This window comes from Spirosoma lituiforme (genome assembly GCF_054776635.1).
Genome location: NZ_BAAHBO010000008.1, coordinates 90804 through 110219, shown reverse-complemented (window position 1 = coordinate 110219; position 19416 = coordinate 90804). Strand labels below are relative to the sequence as shown.

The 19416-nt window shown below is 50.8% G+C and carries 18 protein-coding genes and 1 riboswitch; of the genes, 11 read left to right on the top strand and 7 right to left on the bottom strand.

Going from position 1 to position 19416, the window contains the following annotated elements; all coding sequences use genetic code 11:
- Positions 1-65: 65 nt before the first annotated feature.
- Positions 66-173, bottom strand: a riboswitch (SAM riboswitch).
- 73 nt (positions 174-246) lie between these two features.
- The 5 genes from ACYU87_RS22830 to ACYU87_RS22810 form a co-directional block, all read right to left on the bottom strand.
- On the bottom strand, positions 247-609 hold the full coding sequence (locus ACYU87_RS22830; protein WP_461136421.1) for an SxtJ family membrane protein: 363 nt from the start codon (positions 607-609) through the stop codon (positions 247-249).
- Between the two features lie 4 nt (positions 610-613).
- Positions 614-763: a DUF5989 family protein gene (locus ACYU87_RS22825; RefSeq protein ID WP_012928744.1), complete on the bottom strand. Its 150-nt coding sequence runs from the start codon at positions 761-763 to the stop codon at positions 614-616.
- 18 nt (positions 764-781) lie between these two features.
- Positions 782-1936 carry an SGNH/GDSL hydrolase family protein gene (locus ACYU87_RS22820; RefSeq protein ID WP_461136420.1) on the bottom strand — a complete coding sequence of 385 codons (1155 nt, stop codon included), beginning with the start codon at positions 1934-1936 and terminating at the stop codon, positions 782-784.
- A 16-nt stretch (positions 1937-1952) separates the two neighbouring features.
- Entirely contained in the window at positions 1953-3815 is a 1863-nt protein-coding gene (locus ACYU87_RS22815; RefSeq protein ID WP_461136419.1) for a carbamoyltransferase family protein, read from the bottom strand.
- A gap of 189 nt (positions 3816-4004) precedes the next feature.
- Entirely contained in the window at positions 4005-5066 is a 1062-nt protein-coding gene (locus ACYU87_RS22810) for a hypothetical protein (protein WP_461136418.1), read from the bottom strand.
- A 378-nt stretch (positions 5067-5444) separates the two neighbouring features.
- Here ACYU87_RS22810 and ACYU87_RS22805 point away from each other — a divergent pair, with 378 nt between their 5' ends.
- On the top strand, positions 5445-6323 hold the full coding sequence (locus tag ACYU87_RS22805) for a Ppx/GppA phosphatase family protein (protein ID WP_461136417.1): 879 nt from the start codon (positions 5445-5447) through the stop codon (positions 6321-6323).
- 80 nt (positions 6324-6403) lie between these two features.
- Here the strand turns inward: ACYU87_RS22805 and ACYU87_RS22800 are convergent, their stop codons facing one another.
- The gene (locus tag ACYU87_RS22800) at positions 6404-7195 is read right to left on the bottom strand and encodes a hypothetical protein (protein ID WP_461136416.1); all 792 of its coding nucleotides are present in this window, start codon (positions 7193-7195) and stop codon (positions 6404-6406) included.
- A 199-nt stretch (positions 7196-7394) separates the two neighbouring features.
- Between ACYU87_RS22800 and ACYU87_RS22795 the strand changes: the two genes are divergently transcribed.
- On the top strand, positions 7395-8342 hold the full coding sequence (locus ACYU87_RS22795) for a GNAT family N-acetyltransferase (protein WP_461136415.1): 948 nt from the start codon (positions 7395-7397) through the stop codon (positions 8340-8342).
- A gap of 109 nt (positions 8343-8451) precedes the next feature.
- Positions 8452-9357 carry a hypothetical protein gene (locus ACYU87_RS22790; RefSeq protein WP_461136414.1) on the top strand — a complete coding sequence of 302 codons (906 nt, stop codon included), beginning with the start codon at positions 8452-8454 and terminating at the stop codon, positions 9355-9357.
- A gap of 91 nt (positions 9358-9448) precedes the next feature.
- On the opposite strand, the gene ACYU87_RS22785 is transcribed toward ACYU87_RS22790, so the two are convergent.
- Positions 9449-10993 (bottom strand): autotransporter outer membrane beta-barrel domain-containing protein, encoded by a 1545-nt coding sequence (locus ACYU87_RS22785; RefSeq protein WP_461136413.1) that lies wholly within the window; start codon positions 10991-10993, stop codon positions 9449-9451.
- Between the two features lie 302 nt (positions 10994-11295).
- Between ACYU87_RS22785 and pseB the strand changes: the two genes are divergently transcribed.
- The 8 genes from pseB (at position 11296) to ACYU87_RS22745 (ending at position 19336) form a co-directional block, all read left to right on the top strand.
- Entirely contained in the window at positions 11296-12336 is a 1041-nt protein-coding gene (gene pseB / locus ACYU87_RS22780) for a UDP-N-acetylglucosamine 4,6-dehydratase (inverting) (protein ID WP_461136412.1), read from the top strand.
- Between the two features lie 37 nt (positions 12337-12373).
- Positions 12374-13549 (top strand): UDP-4-amino-4,6-dideoxy-N-acetyl-beta-L-altrosamine transaminase, encoded by a 1176-nt coding sequence (gene pseC / locus ACYU87_RS22775; RefSeq protein WP_461136411.1) that lies wholly within the window; start codon positions 12374-12376, stop codon positions 13547-13549.
- Positions 13546-14235: a pseudaminic acid cytidylyltransferase gene (pseF, locus tag ACYU87_RS22770; protein WP_461136410.1), complete on the top strand. Its 690-nt coding sequence runs from the start codon at positions 13546-13548 to the stop codon at positions 14233-14235. The genes pseC and pseF overlap by 4 nt, the downstream gene beginning before the upstream one ends.
- Positions 14232-15266 (top strand): UDP-2,4-diacetamido-2,4,6-trideoxy-beta-L-altropyranose hydrolase, encoded by a 1035-nt coding sequence (pseG, locus tag ACYU87_RS22765; protein ID WP_461136409.1) that lies wholly within the window; start codon positions 14232-14234, stop codon positions 15264-15266. Before pseF ends, pseG begins: the two co-directional genes overlap by 4 nt.
- A gap of 56 nt (positions 15267-15322) precedes the next feature.
- On the top strand, positions 15323-15838 hold the full coding sequence (locus ACYU87_RS22760) for a GNAT family N-acetyltransferase (protein ID WP_461136408.1): 516 nt from the start codon (positions 15323-15325) through the stop codon (positions 15836-15838).
- Positions 15835-16914, top strand: coding sequence for a pseudaminic acid synthase (gene pseI, locus ACYU87_RS22755; protein WP_461136407.1), 1080 nt, complete (start codon positions 15835-15837; stop codon positions 16912-16914). The genes ACYU87_RS22760 and pseI overlap by 4 nt, the downstream gene beginning before the upstream one ends.
- Before the next feature lie 83 nt (positions 16915-16997).
- The gene (locus tag ACYU87_RS22750; RefSeq protein WP_461136406.1) at positions 16998-18494 is read left to right on the top strand and encodes a lipopolysaccharide biosynthesis protein; all 1497 of its coding nucleotides are present in this window, start codon (positions 16998-17000) and stop codon (positions 18492-18494) included.
- 35 nt (positions 18495-18529) lie between these two features.
- A complete protein-coding gene (locus tag ACYU87_RS22745; RefSeq protein WP_461136540.1) occupies positions 18530-19336 on the top strand; it encodes an FkbM family methyltransferase in 807 nt (268 codons plus the stop codon).
- The last annotated feature ends 80 nt before the right edge of the window (positions 19337-19416 follow it).

Below are 19416 nucleotides of genomic sequence, written 5' to 3'. Positions count from 1 at the left end.
GGTCCACTAAAAAAAGTCCAATAAATAAAACCGCTTGGGTACAGAAAGACAGATAGCTCAGGGCTAACTTATCTATCCCACTTACTAGCGGGAGGAAATTGGCACCATTTCCTGGGGATGGTTGGTTGCCAAGACATCATCGGGTCCGATCCCTCCGTCTTTCTGGATAAGCGTTTACAAAACTAAACAAAAAATCGGGCGCCCCGACAATCGAGACGCCCGAAATCAATGTGCGTTTGTGCGTGCTTACCAGGCGTCTTCCATGTCCTCTTTCGTGTACAAATGATTTCGCTCGGTGTAGAACGACGCGTTATCGGTACGCTTGATCGCCAGCGGATTTTTAGCCGACAGGCGATACAATAGAGCGATGGGAAAAAGGAATACGAAGAACAGGATGGATAAAATGACTTTACCATTGATGTTTCCCAACACCTCAGCTAGTTTGAACCACGCTTTTACGATGAGATCACCAACGGCCGGAATGGCCAGGCTCAGCACGCCTACAGCCGCTGCGCCGTACAGAAACCAGGGCGATTTGGTGATGAAATACAGGACAACCAACCCCGTTACAATAACGAGCTGGGCTTTTACTTTTTCGGTAATATCCATGTCGTTAAAACAGTGTGTAGATAAACGGAGCGACCGCTGAACCACCGCCAATGACGATCAGAACCCCAATCAGTAGTAACAAAATGATCATCGGAGCCAGCCACCATTTCTTGCGCTGCTTCATGAACTTGAAAATATCCTGTAAGAATTCCATAGTTTAATTTGAGTTAACTTACTTATTAATAGATACCAACTGACCAGTTCCCGGATTCGTTTGTACCAGTTTGAACAGGGCATCGCCCACCCGTTGGTTTACAAGGGCACTGGCATGGCCGTCGTTACGTCCCACAACCCGGTCTTTAGGAGCAAGATCGGTCATCAGTTTCCCCACGTCCAGCATCGCTACGTTATTGGTCTGGAAAAGAGTAACAACCGGCTTTACATACTCGGCTGTCTTCTCGATGTTGTGCGAAAACGGGAACATCACCACGTAGAGACGGCAATTGTGTTCTTTGGCATACGTGATGAACTTGGTGAGGTCGCTGAGGTGGTCGTTGATGATCGCCGGTGTTCCGTAAGCCGTGTGGGCATAGACATCGAACGGCGAGAAGTTGCCGTGCGGAAACTGCCAGTACAGGTAGTTGAGCAGATACGACCGCTGAAACAACGACTGAATGGCGCGGGGCAGATCGGAATAAGGCCGGAACCCCTGCGGGATCAGGCCATGCTCTAGCGCCACTTTTTCAATATCATTCGGGAAGTACTGCAGAATCAGAATATCGGGTGTTTTCCCGAACTTCAGGAGTCGGGCGTATTCATCGCGCGTATCGGAGCCGGATATGCCGAGGTTATAGGTTACGTATTTATCCGTGCCTAATTTCTCTCCCAGAATATTGCCGTACCGCTCTTCGGCAGCTTTTAATCCGTGCCCCGCGCTGAACGAGTCACCAACCACAAACACCTTCTTTTTACCCAGCGTATCGGTTTTGGGCGCGTCGCGGTAGTCGCCCGTCATGGGTGGCCAGTAACGCTCAAACCAGATGTGCGATGCCAGCGTAAGACCACCTTCCTGGCTCTGCGAGATAAACATAAATCCCATCTCGACAAAAACCACCAGCACGATCAGGGGCACAAACAGGGTCGCTATGTTGCCGAGCAATTTGGGCGGATTCGGGTTTTTAACAACGCCGTAATAATACACGCGCAAGATCTCCATGATCAGCAACAGAAACAGACAGCATTTGATCAGACGGACGTATATGTTGTCGAATAAGCCTTTATGAGGATAGTCGAAACTAACCCCGAAATGGTCGCCGTAGAAAACAAATAAAGTTAAAAATCCCAGCAGCAACAGGCGAACAGCGCTGGAAACAAGTTTTGATTGCATTAAAACAGATCGTTCGTTAGTCTAAAACAAATTCTTCTTTCCAGTTATCTTTCTCCTGCCATTCGGGCTGTTTGCGTTTGTCGAAGAGGTAGTTACCAACGGCCAGGTAATCCATTTCGGTACGCATAAAGCAGCGGTACGCATCATCGGGCGTGCAGACAATCGGTTCGCCCCGTACGTTGAAGCTGGTATTCACGATAACCCCGAAGCCCGTCAGTTTCTTGAATGATTCGATCAGTTCGTAATAACGGGGGTTCGTATCCTTGTGGACCGTCTGGATACGAGCCGAATAGTCGATGTGCGTGATAGAGGGCAGGTCCGACCGCTGGTAGTAGAGTTTTTCACGCAGGGGGAAACTGGCGTAATCAGCCGGTACCGGCGTCCGGCGTTTCTGCGCAACGGGATGAACGAGCAGCATATACGGCGAGATGCCATCGTAGTCGAAATACTCGGCACAATCTTCGGCCAGTACCGACGGCGCAAACGGCCGGAACGACTCGCGGTATTTAATTTTAAGGTTTAGTTTTTTCTGCATCTCGGCATTGCGAGGATCGCCCAGAATACTGCGTCCGCCCAGTGCCCGCGGTCCAAACTCCATCTGTCCCTGCACCCAGCCCAGCACATTCCCTTCAGCCAGCAGCTTGGCCGCGTCCTGAGTCAGATCGGTGAAGTTGGTGTAATGCGTCGCAACGGCTTTGTATTTTTTGGCCATCAGCTCCACGTCCAGATCAGAGAAGGTTGGCCCCAGATAAGACCCCCGCATGGCATCGCGCTCAGTCGTAACAATCCGCTCTTTGCCAAAATAGATATGATAAGCTGCGAGTGCAGCACCCAGCGCCCCACCGGCATCGCCCGCGGCTGGCTGAATGAAAATATCCTTGAACAGACCCGAGGCTTGAAGCTTTCCGTTCGATACACAGTTGAGCGCAACCCCACCAGCCAGTACCAGGGCATCGGCATTGGTCAGGCGTTTGGCTTCTTTGCCCATGTTCAGCACCACCTCTTCGGTTAAATACTGGATGGCGAGACCGAGGTTACAATGCTGGGGCAACAACTCATCTTCGGGCTGCCGCTTGGGAAAGCCAAACAGCTCGGCCCATTTGGCCTCGTTCACCATTTTCAGCCCCGTAGCGTAATCAAAGTACTCCTGATTCAGCCAAACGGAGCCATCCGGTTTCAGATCAGCCAGTTTGTCTTTTATGATCGCCATATACCGGGCTACATCGGGCGATGTTGGATCGCCATAGGGAGCCAGTCCCATCAGTTTGTACTCGCCGGAATTAACCCGAAAGCCCAGAAAATACGTAAAAGCAGAATAGAGCAGGCCCAAGGAATGCGGGAAGCGCATTTCTTTGAGGATAGAGATATTTTTACCTTCGCCCAGCCCGATCGATGCCGTTGCCCATTCGCCCACGCCATCAATCGTGAGAATAGCCGCCCGCTCATAGGGCGACGGATAAAATGCGCTGGCACCATGCGAGAGATGGTGTTCGGGAAACAGCAGTTTTACCTTACGGGATGGGTCGTAGCCCAGTTTCTCCAGTTCCTGCCGGATGAGTCGCTTCAGGAACAGCTTTTCTTTGAGCCAAACCGGAATCGACATCAGGAAGGATCGTAACCCCTGGGGAGCAAACGCGTAATACGTTTCCAGCAGTCGCTCAAATTTGAGCAGTGGCTTGTCGTAAAAGACAATGGCATCTAACTTATTGAGATCGGCTCCGCTGTACTGGAGGCAGTATTTGATGGCCTCCGCCGGAAAACCGGGATCGTGCTTTTTACGGGTAAACCGCTCTTCCTGAGCAGCGGCAATGATACGTCCGTCTTCAATTATTGCGGCTGCTGAGTCGTGGTAAAAAGCAGAAATGCCTAATATGGTCATGAACTATGTTACTGGTCAAACGAGGCCAAAAGTAACGGTTTTTTTTTCAAACGAATCATCTAACTCAGTACCAATTACTTTCCGGTCCACTAAAAAGGTAACGGCTGTTGACCTACCGGTAACTTTTTGATAATAGAAATACGATACTTGTTTATAGTCCTGCCAGATGCGTAAAACGGTGTCAAACGTTCACTTAGATTGAATAGGCAGGTCGTTGGCCAGCTTTTCCGCTACTCGTTTATACGCGTCGCCATCAGGGTGCATGCGATCAAAGGTTGTTTTCCAGGAGAATAGGGCAGAATAATCGATCACCTTTAGCTGAGCGCGCTGGAAGCATTCGCGGAGTTCGGGGGCCATAGGATAGGCAGGAAAGACGACCACGTAGAACTTATCATTTCCGAACTGGTTTCGGTATAATTCTGCCGACTTCCTGACAATCGTAACAAATTGTTCATACTGTTCTGTGCTGTATCGCCGGGGAAAGTTGATGTTAAACAGATTGACAATATTACTCTTATACATCCCTCTGATCAGCTGCAAACGGAGGGGATGTTTGTCGGCATACGTCCCTTCCACCCTGACCGTTCTGGGGTTGACACAGGGCCAGTATCCATTCGAATTATAAATCCATTTGGTGCTGGGAGCCACCCGCGCCAGGTGATCTTCAATGTACGTATAGATGGCAATCCCGTCTTTTTCGATAACCTCTTTTCGCATATTCACTGCCTGCTGAAGAGCGATCATGTGGGCCGGCGAGTAGCCCGATACGCCATAATTGTAAGGTCGAAACCCGGTTGTTTTGCCGAAATAATAGGGCATTGTACATGTATCGGGCACCGATTCGCCGTAGGTGAATGAGCAGCCCAGAAATAACGCATATTTTCCAACGGCCCGGCGATTATCGAACGGGGTGACTCGTCGGGACAGGCTATCGATATGATAGGTAATCGAAATCTGTTTATCGGGTTGGGATAGGTTTTCCTTTGCATCCGGTTGCGCTATGGGGTAGCTGACTTCGTACGGACCGGGGGCTGGTCTGACAATACCCAGGGCATCATTTTTTACCAGCACGAGCGAATTTTTTGGGCTATCGGCGTTGCCCGCTGGTGTGGGATGACCGGTTGTCAGGCGCTGACCAGTCTGTTTCAACTGCAGCAAGAGACTGGAAACGCCTTCCAGGGCCAGCCAACTGAGAATAAAACTGATCAACGATACCGTTATTCCCCTGACCCATACTTTACTGAAGAGCATAATAGATTCCTGACGGAGACGCCTATGGTTTGATAGTTTATGGGCATTTGTGATGCCTCAGAAATGAATTAATTCTGTTCTATGTCGTCAATCAGCTAAACCTAGTACGAACGAGTTACTCATTGCCACAGAACCAGTAAGATACTGATCCCGGTCGAGCGCGAATGGTTCGGACATTTATCTGAATTTCTTCGATCGAGTGAGTAGACAAGCCGTTAATTAACCTAAATCTACTCATGGCCAGCCTGTCGTTTGGAGTTGACAAAACAGATTAAGCTGGCAAGGGCACAAACGATACACCGTCGAAAATAAGGGTCCACGTTTCGCTCATACACACAAAAAAATTACCTTTGGCCCACTCACAAAGCTCTATAGATAGTGAAACTGGCAGCTATTGATATTGGATCAAACGCAGCCCGTCTGCAAATCTCGACGGTATTGCATAATGATGACCTGGTTAGCTTCAAGCGCGTTGAATACGTTCGGTTCCCGCTTCGGCTCGGTCACGATGTATTTAATTACGGCGCGCTGACACCCGAAAGTGAGGCCCGCACGACCAAACTGATGCAGGCCTACAAACTACTAATGGAACTGCATGAGGTGGAGGGGTACATGGCCTGTGCCACCTCGGCCATGCGGGAATCCACTAATGGTCAGGAAGTAGCCAAACGAATTGAAGGGCTAACGGGCATCAAGATTCACATTATCGACGGACGCAGGGAAGCCGAATTAATCAATGATGTTGTGGTACACGCGCTGGACGACCGGCAGTACTTACACATTGACGTTGGTGGCGGCAGTACGGAACTGAACGTGTACGTAAATCGCGAAAAGATCAACTCCAAATCCTTCAAAATTGGTTCGGTACGCCTGCTGGAAGGCAAGGAACAGAAAGGAGCCTGGCGAAAAGTTGAAGATTGGGTAGAAGATAACATCGATTCTTTTCAGGACGTGACCGCCGTTGGTACGGGGGGAAACATCAGCAAATTATTCAACCTGGCCTCCAAGAGTTCAGAAACCGAAACCACGCGCGCCGAGATCGAACGGATTCGAAATTTTATCGCCGGATTCAGTCAGGAAGATCGCATCAATAAATTGCGTCTGAATGCCGACCGGGCCGATGTAATCGTGCCAGCCGCCGACATTTATATATCGGTTATGAAGTGGGCAGGAGCCAGCAAGATTATAGTGCCGGATGTAGGCCTGAAAGACGGAATTATCCAACAGGTCTATGCTCAGGTGAAAAAGCGGAAGTGATTCAACGCCCATAGACTGGCAAAAAAGAGAACCCCCGGCCTGACGAATGCAGGCCGGGGGTTCTCGTATCAGGGCGGATTTTATTTTGCGGTCAGTCTGCTTTTTGTTTTAGCGATAACCATGGGGATGCACTGGGTATAGGCGCATGTGCACACCGTGTTCCTCATGGTTATGGTCCGGTCGGTGTAACAGCCCAGCGAATTGTAGATGCGAACGCTATAGGTCTTCGGAACACCGGATCGGCTGATACCACCAGCAATAACCCCATCAGAAGGAATAGCCGTTTTTTGCCCCGAGAAACGGCCATCAACGGCCATCTCGTAGGTGTCGTTGGGCTGGTATCCGGTTATTGACACCTGCCCGTCACTCTGCGATTCTGTATTATAACAGGTTGCCTCCTTCACAACTACCGCAGCCATTGGGTTCGCTCGAATAAACACCGTGATTGACGCAACCGGTGCGCAATTGGGGTCGGCAGGGGCCGTTTTCAGACGGGCATACACGTAATAAACCCGGTCGGGCAGATCGAAGTGGGCGGGGAAAATCACATTTCGTAACGCAGCTTTTCCCTGCCGGGGTCTGGCGTTGCCCAGCGGCACCCCCCCCTTATCAGTATATGGATTGGTCTGGTAGGTATCAAACCGCACAAACTCAATGGTATCGGACGGCGAAACGTTGGTATTGACCTCTAGTCTTTCGATAACGGCTACGGTGCAGACCGTTAGCGATGTCGGACTCGCATTGGTGATACTGGGACAGGAACTGACCTGCGCCCTGGCTACGAATGTACCCATCAGAGCGGGCAATATCGAGAACGTAAGCCGAAGCCATCCCGACCAGGACTGCCGCCAGCCATTCTGTAGTACAAGCACTATTCTCCCCATTTGATTTTTATAGGATATCTTTTCTGGTGGCTGATTGATGAAAACCACGCCTATCTACTTATCCTGTACTGGTGTATATATACGTTATTTCGACTTCATAATCTATTGTCCGTCACGCCGGAACAAAGCGCCCCCGGTTACTTTTCGTCTACCTGGATTGTCTATATACCTCTAACACCTGTACGGTATGGACGAGTATATCTTCTTACATCAACGATGCCCAACGCGAACAACCATCCCATCTTTTTACCAACCGGGCTTCTTTTTTAATGAACACGCCCATTTACTGCAACAGGCTGGAAAATTCACCTTGCTCTCGGCAGTACATCCGGAAACCCGACACGCTGAAGCGCGTTGCGCCTTTTTTATCCGTTCCGATGAAGCCTGCAGTCCCGCAGCGGCACCTTTCGGCTCTATTGAATTTTCGGAAACGTTACCCGATCAAATGCTGGCTACATTTCTTTTTAAGCTAACGGGGGCTGCTCGTGACGAAGGAGCAAAAATGCTAAAAATCGTAAATTATCCACACTGTTATGCACCACAGCAGGCCGAGAGACTGACCAAAGCATTTCTTGCCCACGGTTTTACGCAACGATCCGTTCACCCTACCTACTACATACCAATCGGCCGTCAATCGTTTACGGATCAGCTTGTTCCCGCCGAGTGCAGGCGATTGCGGCAAGGCCAGCGGGCGGGTCTCCAGTTTAACCAATGGGTATCGGCCGACATGAGCAAGTTGATCTGTTTCATTGAGGAAACCCGACGGCGGAAAGGTTACCCACTTTCCATAAGCAGTTGCCAGCTGGCTACCTTATGCACCCAGTTTCCCGATCAATTCGTGGCATTCACGGTAACAGATGGATCGCGTCTGGCTGCGGTAGCCCTGACGGTACGCATCCGGCACGATATTTTGTATAATTTTTTGCCCGCGTCGCATCCCGACTACCAGACAATAAGTCCAATGGTTATGCTCACCGATGGCCTTTTCACGTATTGCCAGAAACAGGCGATACGACTGCTCGATTTAGGCGTGTCGCTCGATGCGAATAACCAACCAAAACCAAGTCTGATGCGGTTTAAGCGTAACCTTGGCGCCCTTGAATCCCCAAAGTGTACCTTCGAAAAGGCGTTGTAAGCGCAGTACCCAAATCTTACCCGCCATTCCGTACGCCTGTTAGCTAGTCAGTTCTGCTGTTTTTTTCGTTGTTTTGTAGAAAAAAGGCACCCCAACAGGTGCTGATTGCATGGTCGAAGCTGGTTTCAATCACATTAGTCAATTTCTGAGCGACCTGTTCGCATCACTGGTATCGTTACTGAAAGTGGCAATCCGTGGTCGGCACGCCACCCGCTTACCCGACCGGCAACGGGCCGTCTGCTCCGTTCTGGGGAATGGCCCATCCCTCAATGAATCGCTGGCTGATCAATTCGACTTTATCCAGCAAACCGAAGTTGTCTGCGTCAATAACTTTGCCCACGCCGATATCTTTCTCCGGCTTCGTCCGCAGGATTACGTTATATCCGACCCAAACTATTTTGTTTTTACCGAACACACCACTGATCGCGACGACATCCGAAAAACCCTGTCGATTTTTCAGGAGCAGGTTAACTGGCCCATGTATCTGTACGTACCCCATTTTGCCAGGGGTTCGTATTTGCTGCACGTGATTGAGCGGAGTAATCCTCAAATCAAGGTCGTTTACTTTAACTACACAGTTGTTCGTGGTTTCCAGAAATTAACGTACTGGCTCTACTCAAAAGGGTTGGGTATGCCCCAGGCCCAAACGGTCATTATTGCCGCCCTGACGCTGATGATCAACCGAAAGTTCGATACTATTTACCTGTTCGGGGCCGATACATCCTGGCATGAGCAAATTCGACTAAACGACCAGAATCAGCTATTGATCAAGCAGATACATTTTTACGACAAACCCAAAGATCTAACCCACCAGCCCGTTTATTCGGATGCCCAGCGGCAACGCACCTTTTCTATGGCTTCGCAGTTTTTATCCCTGCACAAAGTTTTTCGGGGTTACGAAGTGCTACGTAACTATGCCGACTACCGGGGTGTTCGCATTGTAAACGCCAGCGCCAAAAGCTACATCGATGCGTTTGAGCGAACGCCGATCAAGCTTCCCACAACGGGCAACTAACTTGATGTCGGTAAGCTATCATCCTCACGAAGCAGCCGGCAATGACGGTGCTACCGGCTGACTTGTGAGGATGACGGATTAAAGGTGCAGTTTATTTCTTCTGTACGAGTTGCTTCACCAGTTGTTTCAGCTCATTTACTTCTGCTTTCAGTTTTTGCAGTTCCTGTTGCTTTGCCCGATCTGCTTTTTCAAGCTGGATACTGTACAGGGTTAGCTCCTCGATTTTTTCCAGTAGTTTAGCATCCATCTTACCGACATCGGCTCCTTCCCGAACAACCTGCTCGGCCGACGGTATCCCTGGCAGATGCCCGTTTTTTTGAATGAACTGTTCTACGTCGATCAGGGAACGAAGTGTATAAGACGAAGCAAACACCTTGTCTGACCAGTCATTCACCTGACCAACTGAATAATGGCCTGTCTGAGTCAGAACAACCCGGCCACCAGCATCAACCGTAAGTACTTTATTTGTCGAAGCCAATTGAACGGGACTACTGGCCGTCAGTCGGCTCATCCGGATACCTGACTCGTGCTCAATCCCGCTGTTGACGTCTAACCGAGCGGTAGGAGCTGATGTACCAATACCGACGTTCGCCTGATTGCCCAGCACAACGGCATTACTAACAGCAACACGGGCACCAGCCCCGATAGCCGTAGCGTTGATCAGGTTCTGGGCAATGGCATCCGCTCCGGTCCCCAAAAACGTATTTTTTGAGCCGCTATCGTGGTTACCAGTAGTAAAACCGATGTAGACGTTATCATCCATTGTACTGCTTGCCGGACCAGCACCGTTCCCAACAAATGTATTATGACTGCCTGTGGTATTGCTCCGCCCCGACGATGTTCCAAAGAAGGTATTGCCTTTCCCGGTTGTTGTGGTGTAACCGGCTTGATAGCCGACAAATGTATTGGAGTCAGCAACAGCGTTATAACCCGATTGGTAACCGAAGTACGTATTTCTAGCGCCCGATTGACTGCGGTAACCGGCCTGCGTGCCAACAAACGTGTTGTGAGAGACGGCGTTTAACTGCCCTGCTAATTTACCAATCATGACGTTTTCTGATCCGCCTGAGTTACCGCCACCCGCGCCATACCCTAAATAGACATTATCTGTTCCTGTCGTATTATAGATACCTGCCTGGGTACCCACAAATAGATTTCCTCCGCCGGTTGTGTTTTCTTTTCCGGCTCCTGCCCCTACAATTGTATTGTTTATCGCATTTGTCGTTTTAAATCCGGCGAAGTAACCCAAAAATGTATTAGAGCCAGCGTTCGTACTGCTTTGTCCGGCATTGAAACCAACAAACGTGTTTTGCCCTCCGGTCGTGTTATTACGACCGGCATCAGTTCCTATAAATGTATTCTGATCACCATTTGTATTGGCAAAGCCAGCCGATTTGCCAATAAACGTATTTGACAAACCCGTTGTCAGGTTAATACCAGCGTCATGGCCAACAATCGTGTTGTTTATACTATTCTGTGACTGACTGCTATATACCCAGGTTGGATTAACAATAACATTGGCGCTACCAGGTGTTTGAGAAGCAGGAGTAGTTAGTATCAGGTTTTGCGCCTGCGATAGACCCATACCCGTCAGTAAAAGTTTAGAAAGTAACGTAAGGCGGTAAAAAATTTTCATACATTAATCAAGTGAAAGTTGCTTAGTATAAAATCACGGCAAGATATTAAACTCCCCCAAATAGCTGAACCTGTTGTAGATAGATTACATAAGTTTTTGATGCTAGCTTTTTCGTTACGCAAGCACCATGCAACCAGTCGATCAGTGACCCATTCTTTGCGCTAGAACTTCTTTAACTGATCCAGCAATATTGATTCCTCCAATAACCCTACCTTTGCGGTCAAAAGCATCTAAAAAGGTACGGTTGCTCTGGGCCCTGTCAGGTTGGTCAAACAGAGAACCATATAAGAAGGCAATTATCTATGAATCAGCACCAACCAGGTCAGTCGCTTGACCTGACCAATAAATCCATTCTAATCACCGGTGGTACCGGCTCGTTCGGCAAGAAATTCATCGAGATGGTGTACCAGCGCTATCCGAACATCAAACGGTTGGTTGTTTATTCCCGCGATGAACTCAAGCAGTTTGAGTTGGCGCAACACTACCCTCAATCGACGTACAAATCCATTCGGTTTTTTATCGGCGATGTACGGGACGGTGAACGGCTCAAGCGTGCCTGCGAAGGCGTCGACATTATTGTTCACGCGGCTGCGCTGAAACAGGTCCCTGCCGCCGAATACAACCCGATGGAGTGTATCAAAACCAACGTTTTCGGGGCTGAAAATGTCATCAACGCGGCACTGGATAACGGGGTGCAACGGGTAGTGGCCCTGTCGACGGACAAAGCTGCGGCACCGATCAACCTGTACGGCGCGACCAAGCTTTGCTCCGACAAATTGTTCGTTGCGGCCAACAACATGAAAGGCAGCCGCGATTTACGGTTCTCGGTTGTTCGTTATGGCAATGTAATTGGCTCACGGGGATCGGTAGTACCTTTCTTTCTCGAAAAACGCAAGGACGGCATTCTGCCCATTACACACCCCGACATGACGCGTTTCAACATCTCACTCGAGGAAGGGGTTGAGATGGTTTTCCATGCCCTGCAACATGCCTGGGGTGGTGAGATTTTTGTTCCCAAAATCCCCTCCTACCGCATCACCGATGTAGCCACAGCCATTGGCCCTGATTGTGAACAAAAGTTGGTGGGCATCCGGCCGGGCGAGAAACTCCATGAGGAAATGATCACCGAAACGGACTCGCTCAACACGGTCGAAACGGACAAATATTACGTAATTACCCCTTCAACGCCTACCTGGAGTGTTGACGAGTACATGCAGACTTTCAATGGTCGGCAGGTCGAAATGGGCTTCAAATACAACTCCGGCACCAACACCGAATGGCTCAACGTAGACCAGCTACGGGAGCAGATCCGGGAGCACGTTGATCCAGCCTTTGCGGTTTAACTCATTGACGGACGGATAACCAACCGACTAATAACGTATGAATCAAGCCATTCCCTACGGTCGGCAACACATTACCGACGAAGATATTGCCGCCGTTGCTGACGTTTTGCGTGGCCCATTTTTGACCCAGGGGCCGCATATCGGTGCGTTCGAGACTGCTTTTGCTCAATACATCGGTTGCCAGTATGCCGTAGCCGTAGCCAACGGTACGGCTGCCCTGCACCTGTGCTGCATGGCCCTGGGTGTGACAACTGGTACACGGGTTATCACCACGCCCATTACCTTTTCGGCTTCGGCCAACTGCGTTCGGTATTGTGGGGGTGAAGTCTTTTTTGCCGATGTCGATCCGGAAACGGCGCTGCTCGATATTAACGCCGTTCGGACGTTGCTGGAGCAACATCCCAAAGGCTATTTTTCGGGCATTATTCCGGTCGATTTTGCGGGTTATCCCGTCGATATGGCTGCTTTCCGCGAACTAGCCAACGAATATGAACTGTGGCTGCTGGAAGACAGTTGCCACTCGCCGGGCGGGTCGTTCACTGATAAGAATGGTATTGAGCACTGGTGTGGCGATGGATCGCTGGCGGATCTGGCCATTTTTAGTTTTCATCCGGTTAAGCACATTGCGGCTGGCGAGGGGGGCATGATTACCACCAACGATGAAGCCCTATACAAGCATCTTCTCCGGCTCAGGACTCATGGCATCACCAATAAATCCGGCGACTTTACGGAGCAGTATCCCGGCGAACCCGAGCGCGGTGGCTGGTACATGGAATTGCAGGAGCTGGGCTACAACTACCGCCTGACCGATATGCAGGCCGCTCTGGGAAATAGCCAGTTAACGCGCGTTGAAGCCATGCTGACTCGTCGGCGGGCCATTGCCAAAGGGTATGACGATGCATTTGCCGGAACTGTCATTCACACAATCATACCACCTGATAACGTCGGTCATGCGTATCACCTATATGTGATTCAGGTCGATGATCGGAAAGGGCTGTACGACTTTTTGAGAACCCGAAACATCATGGCGCAGGTGCATTATATTCCCGTGCACCTGATGCCGTACTACAAACAATTCGGCTGGAAGCCGGGCGATTTCCCGCATGCCGAACGCTACTACGCCCGGTGCCTGAGTCTGCCCATGTTTCCAACCCTTACCGATGCCGAACAGGACTATGTGATTGAATCGGTTAAGGAATTTGTGGGCGCATGAGTACCGTAGCCATCATCACCGCGCGGGGTGGCAGCAAACGCATTCCCCGCAAAAACATCCGGCCTTTTCTGGGTAAGCCCATTCTTGCTTACAGCATCGACGCGGCTTTGCAATCAGGCCTGTTCGATGAAGTGATGGTGTCGACCGACGATGACGAAATTGCCGATATTGCCCGGCAGTATGGCGCGTCCATTCCGTTTCTGCGCAAGGCTCAAACCGCCGATGATTACGCCACAACCGCCGATGTGCTGATTGAGGTTTTAGAACAATATGCGCAGCAGGGGAAGACATTCGACTACGCCTGCTGCCTCTACCCCACGGCCCCGTTTGTTACAGCTACTCTGTTGCAGAACGCGTTCGCCACCCTTATCGAAAACCAGTTCGACACAGTCTATCCGGTTCAGCCGTTTAGCTTCCCTATTCAGCGGGCCGTATTGCTGCGGGATGCCCAGGTGCACTGGTGCCAGCCCGAACACGCCCTTACCCGCTCTCAGGACCTGGAACCCACCTATCACGACGCCGGGCAGTTTTATTTCTTTCAGACAGCCTCCTTTCTACAGAATCATCGCCTGATTACCAACCACTCAGGTGGTATCATCATCTCCGAGATGCAGGCGCAGGACATTGATACAGAAACAGACTGGCAGTTGGCCGAGTTGAAGTTCAACCTACTGACCAGCCGATGACTCAACTACTTTTTCGGGCCGATGGAAACGCGCAGATTGGACTGGGCCATGTGATGCGCTGCCTGGCCCTGGCCGATATGCTGAAGAACGACTACGCCATGCGGTTTGCCATCGTCGAGCCAGCGGCCAATGTTTCTTCGATGATTGAACAGGCTGGTTTATCTGTACTTAGTCTGCCGGCAACTGACCAGCAGCGCATTTTTCTGGACTTAATCGAGCCAGACGATATAGTGATCCTGGATGGCTATTCGTTCGATGAACTGTTTCAGCAATCGGTTCGCTCCCGGGCGAAGAAGCTGGTTTTTATTGACGACTTGCCAACCGGCCATCAGGTTGCCGATGTGTTGATCAACCACGCAGGTGGCGTCACCGAAGCGGAGTACGATGCCTCATCGGATACGCGGTTCTGCGTTGGTCCCCATTATGCCCTGCTCCGGCCAGCCTTTCTGAATCCGGCTGGTTTTGGTTCCGCACCGGCAGAAGGCCCCATCTTTGTCAGTCTGGGAGGAGCCGACCCGCAAAACATATCGCTGACCGTACTGGAGGCCATCTGGCAGGTTGATGCTACGTTGCCTGTTCATCTTATTCTGGGGCCCTTCCACCCGAATCGGGCGGCTATCGAGGCTTTCCGGAAGCAGCTTCCAAACCTGACGATCCGGCAAAATCTGACGGCTCCGCAAATGGTTGATGAACTCACAGCCTGCCGTTTAGCCATCACGGCCTGCAGTACGATTGCCTATGAAGTATGCGCCATCAATCGCCCCCTGATCACCATCGTAACGGCCGACAACCAGGCGCGGCTGGCGCAATTTCTATCGGAAGAAAAATTGGCGTTATCGGTTAATTTCCCCACACTGCTCACGCGCCTGACGCCGGTCATTGCCTTAGACCAGATGCTGAAACTTTCCATTCAGGCCTTCGAGTTTTCACCCGAAATTGTTGCAGATTCATTAGCCAGTCAACGCCGTTTTTTTGATGGCCACTCGCCTGAACGGTTCCGAGCGCTATTCCAAACTTTAAGTGGTAGCTAGTGTGTTGCGCCAATTAAATGCGTAATTCGGTACGTCAAGACGTTATGGCCACAACTATGCTTACTTACCGACCTGCCCAACCCGCTGACGCCCGGCTTTATTTCGACTGGGCCAACGACCCCGACACCCGTCGGCAGTCGTTTCATTCGGCCCCTATTTCGCTGGAAACGCATACGTCCTGGTTTTCCCGCAAACTAGTCGACCCTAATGCGTTGCTGCTCGTTTTTACGGATGAAACAAAGCAGCCCATCGGTCAGGTACGTTTCGAGCGGACACCCGTAGCCGATATGCCCGACGAAATCGTCATCGGCCTGTCGGTCGATGCCCGTCAGCGGGGCAAAGGATTAGCTGTTGACCTCATTACGCAAGGGTGCCGCGTATGCCGCGACCAGTGGGGAGCCGTTACCATTCATGCGTATATCAAACCCGAAAATCAGGCATCGGTACGCGCCTTCGAACGGGCGGGTTTCAGATTGTCGGGCGAAAGCGGTAAATTTGACAATTCCGGTCGGACCGCATCAGGTCGGGCCGCGTCTGACAAGCCGTGTTTGCTTTACGTAAATAGTCAATGAGTAGTAATCAACCGATTCAGGTTGCCCAGTATACCATCAGCCCGGCGCACCGGCCATTTGTGATTGCCGAAATGTCGGGCAACCACAACCAGTCGCTGGAACGCGCGCTGGAGATCGTCGATGCCGTGGCCGATGCCGGAGCGCACGCGCTCAAACTCCAGACCTACACCCCCGATACCATTACCTTCAATGGGGCTTCGGAGGAGTTTTACATTCGGGACGCCAAGTCGCTTTGGGCCGACAAAAATTTGTACAAACTGTACCAGGATGCCTACACACCCTGGGAATGGCACAAGCCTATATTCGACCATGCCAAGAAGCGCGGCATGATCGCGTTCAGCTCGCCTTTCGACACCAGCGCGGTTGATTTTCTGGAATCACTTGACGTTCCCCTGTACAAGATTGCTTCCTTCGAAAACACGGACCATATCTTGCTGAAGAAGGTAGCTCGTACGGGAAAGCCCGTCATTATGAGTACAGGGGTAGCCTCCGTTGCCGATCTTGATGAATCGGTCAAGGTTCTCCGGGCAAACGGCTGTAAAGACCTGATCCTGCTCAAGTGCACCAGCACCTACCCCGCCACGCCCGAATCCACCAATTTGCGGACCATACCGCACATGCGGCAACTGTTCGATGTACCCGTGGGCTTGTCGGATCATACAATGGGCATCGGCGCAGCTGTCGCGGCAGTAGCGCTGGGTGCCGTTGTCCTGGAGAAGCATGTGACCCTACGCCGGGCCGATGGTGGTGTCGATTCCGCGTTTTCGCTGGAGCCGGACGAGTTAAAAAATCTCGTTGTCGAAACTGAACGAGCGCATCTGGCAATGGGTCAGGTTAGCTATACCCTCACGCCCAAAGAAGCTAAGAGTTTGCAGTTCAAGCGGTCGCTATATGTGGTGCAGGCAGTAAAAGCAGGCGAACGATTCACCCCGGAAAACGTTCGCAGCATACGTCCGGCCAATGGCCTGCATACGCGCTATTACGAAGACATCCTTGGCAAAACCGCCACCACCGACATTTCCGCAGGCACAGCGCTGACCTGGGATTTAATAAAGAGCGAAAGAGTAAATGAGTGAAAGAGTGGCTGACGCATAAGTACCTCTGACGCGCCAGCCACTCTTTCACTCATTCACTCATTCACTCTTTCGCTCTTTATCCGATGGGTATCATAAAACGGCAAACCATTCAGAGTTCGGTGTACGCCTACGCGGGTGTTGCTGTTGGCTTTTTTACGCAGGGGCTCTGGTTTCCGAATTTGTTTGAAGGAACTCAGGTTGTCGGGTTGCTGACCTTGCTGATTTCGCTGGCGCAGGTACTTTCCCAGGCCTCGAACCTAGGCGTAAATGGCGCAGGCGGCCGTTATTTTCCGTTTTTCCGAGACGTTGAAAAACAGCATAACGGGTATCTGTTCATTGCCTGCCTGACCACGCTCATCGGCTTCGGTCTGTGTACTCTGTTTCTGTGGCTGGCGCGCCCCTGGGTGATCGACTGGTATCAGAAAGACTCGGCCCTTTTTGTCGAGTATTATTATCTGCTCATTCCACTTACCTTTTTCACGGTCTATTTTACCGTATTCGACAATTACGCCCGGTTGCTCTACGACCCCGTTACTGGGACCCTCCTGCAACAGTTCGTTCAGCGTATTCTGATTCTTCTGGCAGGCGGCCTGTACTGGCTGGACTGGGTTACGTTGCCGCAGTTTCTGGGCGTCTGGCTAGTAGCGTTTTTGATTCCACTGGTTCTGATGATCATCAGTGTTGCACAGGATGAGGCTTTATTTTTCAAACGTAAGTTCGTGTCTGTCAAGGCGGATTTGCGCCGAAATATGATGCGCTATGCCGGCTTAACGTTCACCTCGGCCCTGTCGACGCAGATTGTCTGGACAATCGACAAGTTTATGATCAACAGCCGCCAGGGCCTCGGCGATACCGGTATCTATGGCACAGCCTCTTATTTTGCCACGGTCATTGCGATTCCAGCAACAACCCTTTACAAAGTTTCTGGAACGCTGATTGCTGAATCGTGGAAAATGAACGACCTGGCAAACATTGCCAGTATCTACCGAAAAAGCTGTCTCAACCAATTGATTGCCGGCTGTCTGGTGTTTGTGGGCGTAGCCGCTAACCTACCCAACGTATTCCGGTTTCTACCCCCCAGTTACGAAGCCGGTTATTATGTGATTCTGTGGCTTGGTCTGGGCAAACTGATCGACATGGCAACCGGTGTGAATGGCGTCATTCTAAATACGTCCCGGTACTATACCTACGATTCGTTATTTTTTGTGGCACTTGTTTTCATTACCATTGCGGCCAATCTTTACCTGATACCCCGTTTCGGTATCAACGGAGCTGCTATCGGAGCCGCATTGGCAACAACGTTGTTTAATCTCGCCCGGACGCTGTTTGTGGGATTCGCTTTTAAGATGCAGCCATTCACCTGGCGAAATCTCGTTGTTCTTTTACTAGGTCTCGCGGTCTGGTGGGTCGTGGTTCAAGTGCCGTATCCTGCCGCAGGTGAGCCCAAATGGCGCTTCATACTGGACATTGGCTGGCGATCGGCGTTGATTACCGGGCTATTTGGTGGCTCCGTTGTTGCCCTCAGATTATCATCGGACATCAACCAGACGGTGGCTGGATTGATGAAACGATTTTTTTAATTTCTATAATGCTGGTACGCCAGCATGACAAAAAAATGTGGGTCTTTCGCTTTTTATTTACAGAAACAGCCCGGCTCCTGCGCGCCGTGGAAGGGCGTCGGTTACTGGGTTTAGCGGTTCGGTACGGTAGCAAACCACGCAATCAGGCTACGGATGTTACGTTCGGAAACTACCAATTTCGGGTACCGGATGCCCTATCGTTTATCTGGCAGTTTCGGGAGATTTTCGTGGATGAGTTCTATAGATTTTACACGACAAGTAGTACACCCGTTATCTTCGATTGTGGCACCAACATTGGCACAAGCGTCGCCTATTTTCGTCAGACATACCCCAACGCCCGCATTGTGGCCTTCGAAGCCGATGAGCAAATCAGTACCATTCTGCAGGACAACCTTCGAAAAAATCAGATTTCGGGGGTTGAAGTCGTGACGAAAGCTGTCTGGACAAACGACGAAGGCATCTGGTTCGGAAGTGACCAGGCCGACTCGGCATCGATCTTCTCACAAACCGACCGTAAGCTGGTTCCTTCGGTCCGGTTGCGCGATGTTCTGCTGCGCGAAACCCGAATTGATATGCTCAAGATGGACATAGAAGGAGCCGAAACAGCAGTACTGACCGACTGCCGGGATGCACTGGCGCATGTCCAGAACCTTTTCGTTGAATTCCACGCTTACCATGACCATCCGCAAACCCTGGCCGAAGTTGTTCAGGTGCTGGAATCCAGTGGTTTCCGCTATTATATTAACACCAGTCAGTACCGCCATGCACCGCTGGTTAACCACCGTTACAAAGGCAACGACAGCATGGATTTACAATTGAATATCTTTGCGTACAGAAAATAGGTGTGTGGTTTACGGTTGCTTCCATTTTGTCTCATGACCTGCAAGAACATAAGTCATGAAAGAGAACGGGCAACCGTAAA

Bases quoted from the DNA above. Each gene is read 5' to 3' on its own strand.
- ACYU87_RS22830 (WP_461136421.1), bottom strand. From the start codon at position 609: ATGGATATTACCGAAAAAGTAAAAGCCCAGCTCGTTATTGTAACGGGG.
- ACYU87_RS22825 (WP_012928744.1), bottom strand. From the start codon at position 763: ATGGAATTCTTACAGGATATTTTCAAGTTCATGAAGCAGCGCAAGAAA.
- ACYU87_RS22820 (WP_461136420.1), bottom strand. From the start codon at position 1,936: ATGCAATCAAAACTTGTTTCCAGCGCTGTTCGCCTGTTGCTGCTGGGA.
- ACYU87_RS22815 (WP_461136419.1), bottom strand. From the start codon at position 3,815: ATGACCATATTAGGCATTTCTGCTTTTTACCACGACTCAGCAGCCGCA.
- ACYU87_RS22810 (WP_461136418.1), bottom strand. From the start codon at position 5,066: ATGCTCTTCAGTAAAGTATGGGTCAGGGGAATAACGGTATCGTTGATC.
- ACYU87_RS22795 (WP_461136415.1), top strand. From the start codon at position 7,395: ATGGACGAGTATATCTTCTTACATCAACGATGCCCAACGCGAACAACC.
- ACYU87_RS22790 (WP_461136414.1), top strand. From the start codon at position 8,452: ATGGTCGAAGCTGGTTTCAATCACATTAGTCAATTTCTGAGCGACCTG.
- ACYU87_RS22785 (WP_461136413.1), bottom strand. From the start codon at position 10,993: ATGAAAATTTTTTACCGCCTTACGTTACTTTCTAAACTTTTACTGACG.
- pseB (WP_461136412.1), top strand. From the start codon at position 11,296: ATGAATCAGCACCAACCAGGTCAGTCGCTTGACCTGACCAATAAATCC.
- pseC (WP_461136411.1), top strand. From the start codon at position 12,374: ATGAATCAAGCCATTCCCTACGGTCGGCAACACATTACCGACGAAGAT.
- pseF (WP_461136410.1), top strand. From the start codon at position 13,546: ATGAGTACCGTAGCCATCATCACCGCGCGGGGTGGCAGCAAACGCATT.
- pseG (WP_461136409.1), top strand. From the start codon at position 14,232: ATGACTCAACTACTTTTTCGGGCCGATGGAAACGCGCAGATTGGACTG.
- ACYU87_RS22760 (WP_461136408.1), top strand. From the start codon at position 15,323: ATGCTTACTTACCGACCTGCCCAACCCGCTGACGCCCGGCTTTATTTC.
- pseI (WP_461136407.1), top strand. From the start codon at position 15,835: ATGAGTAGTAATCAACCGATTCAGGTTGCCCAGTATACCATCAGCCCG.
- ACYU87_RS22750 (WP_461136406.1), top strand. From the start codon at position 16,998: ATGGGTATCATAAAACGGCAAACCATTCAGAGTTCGGTGTACGCCTAC.
- ACYU87_RS22745 (WP_461136540.1), top strand. From the start codon at position 18,530: ATGTGGGTCTTTCGCTTTTTATTTACAGAAACAGCCCGGCTCCTGCGC.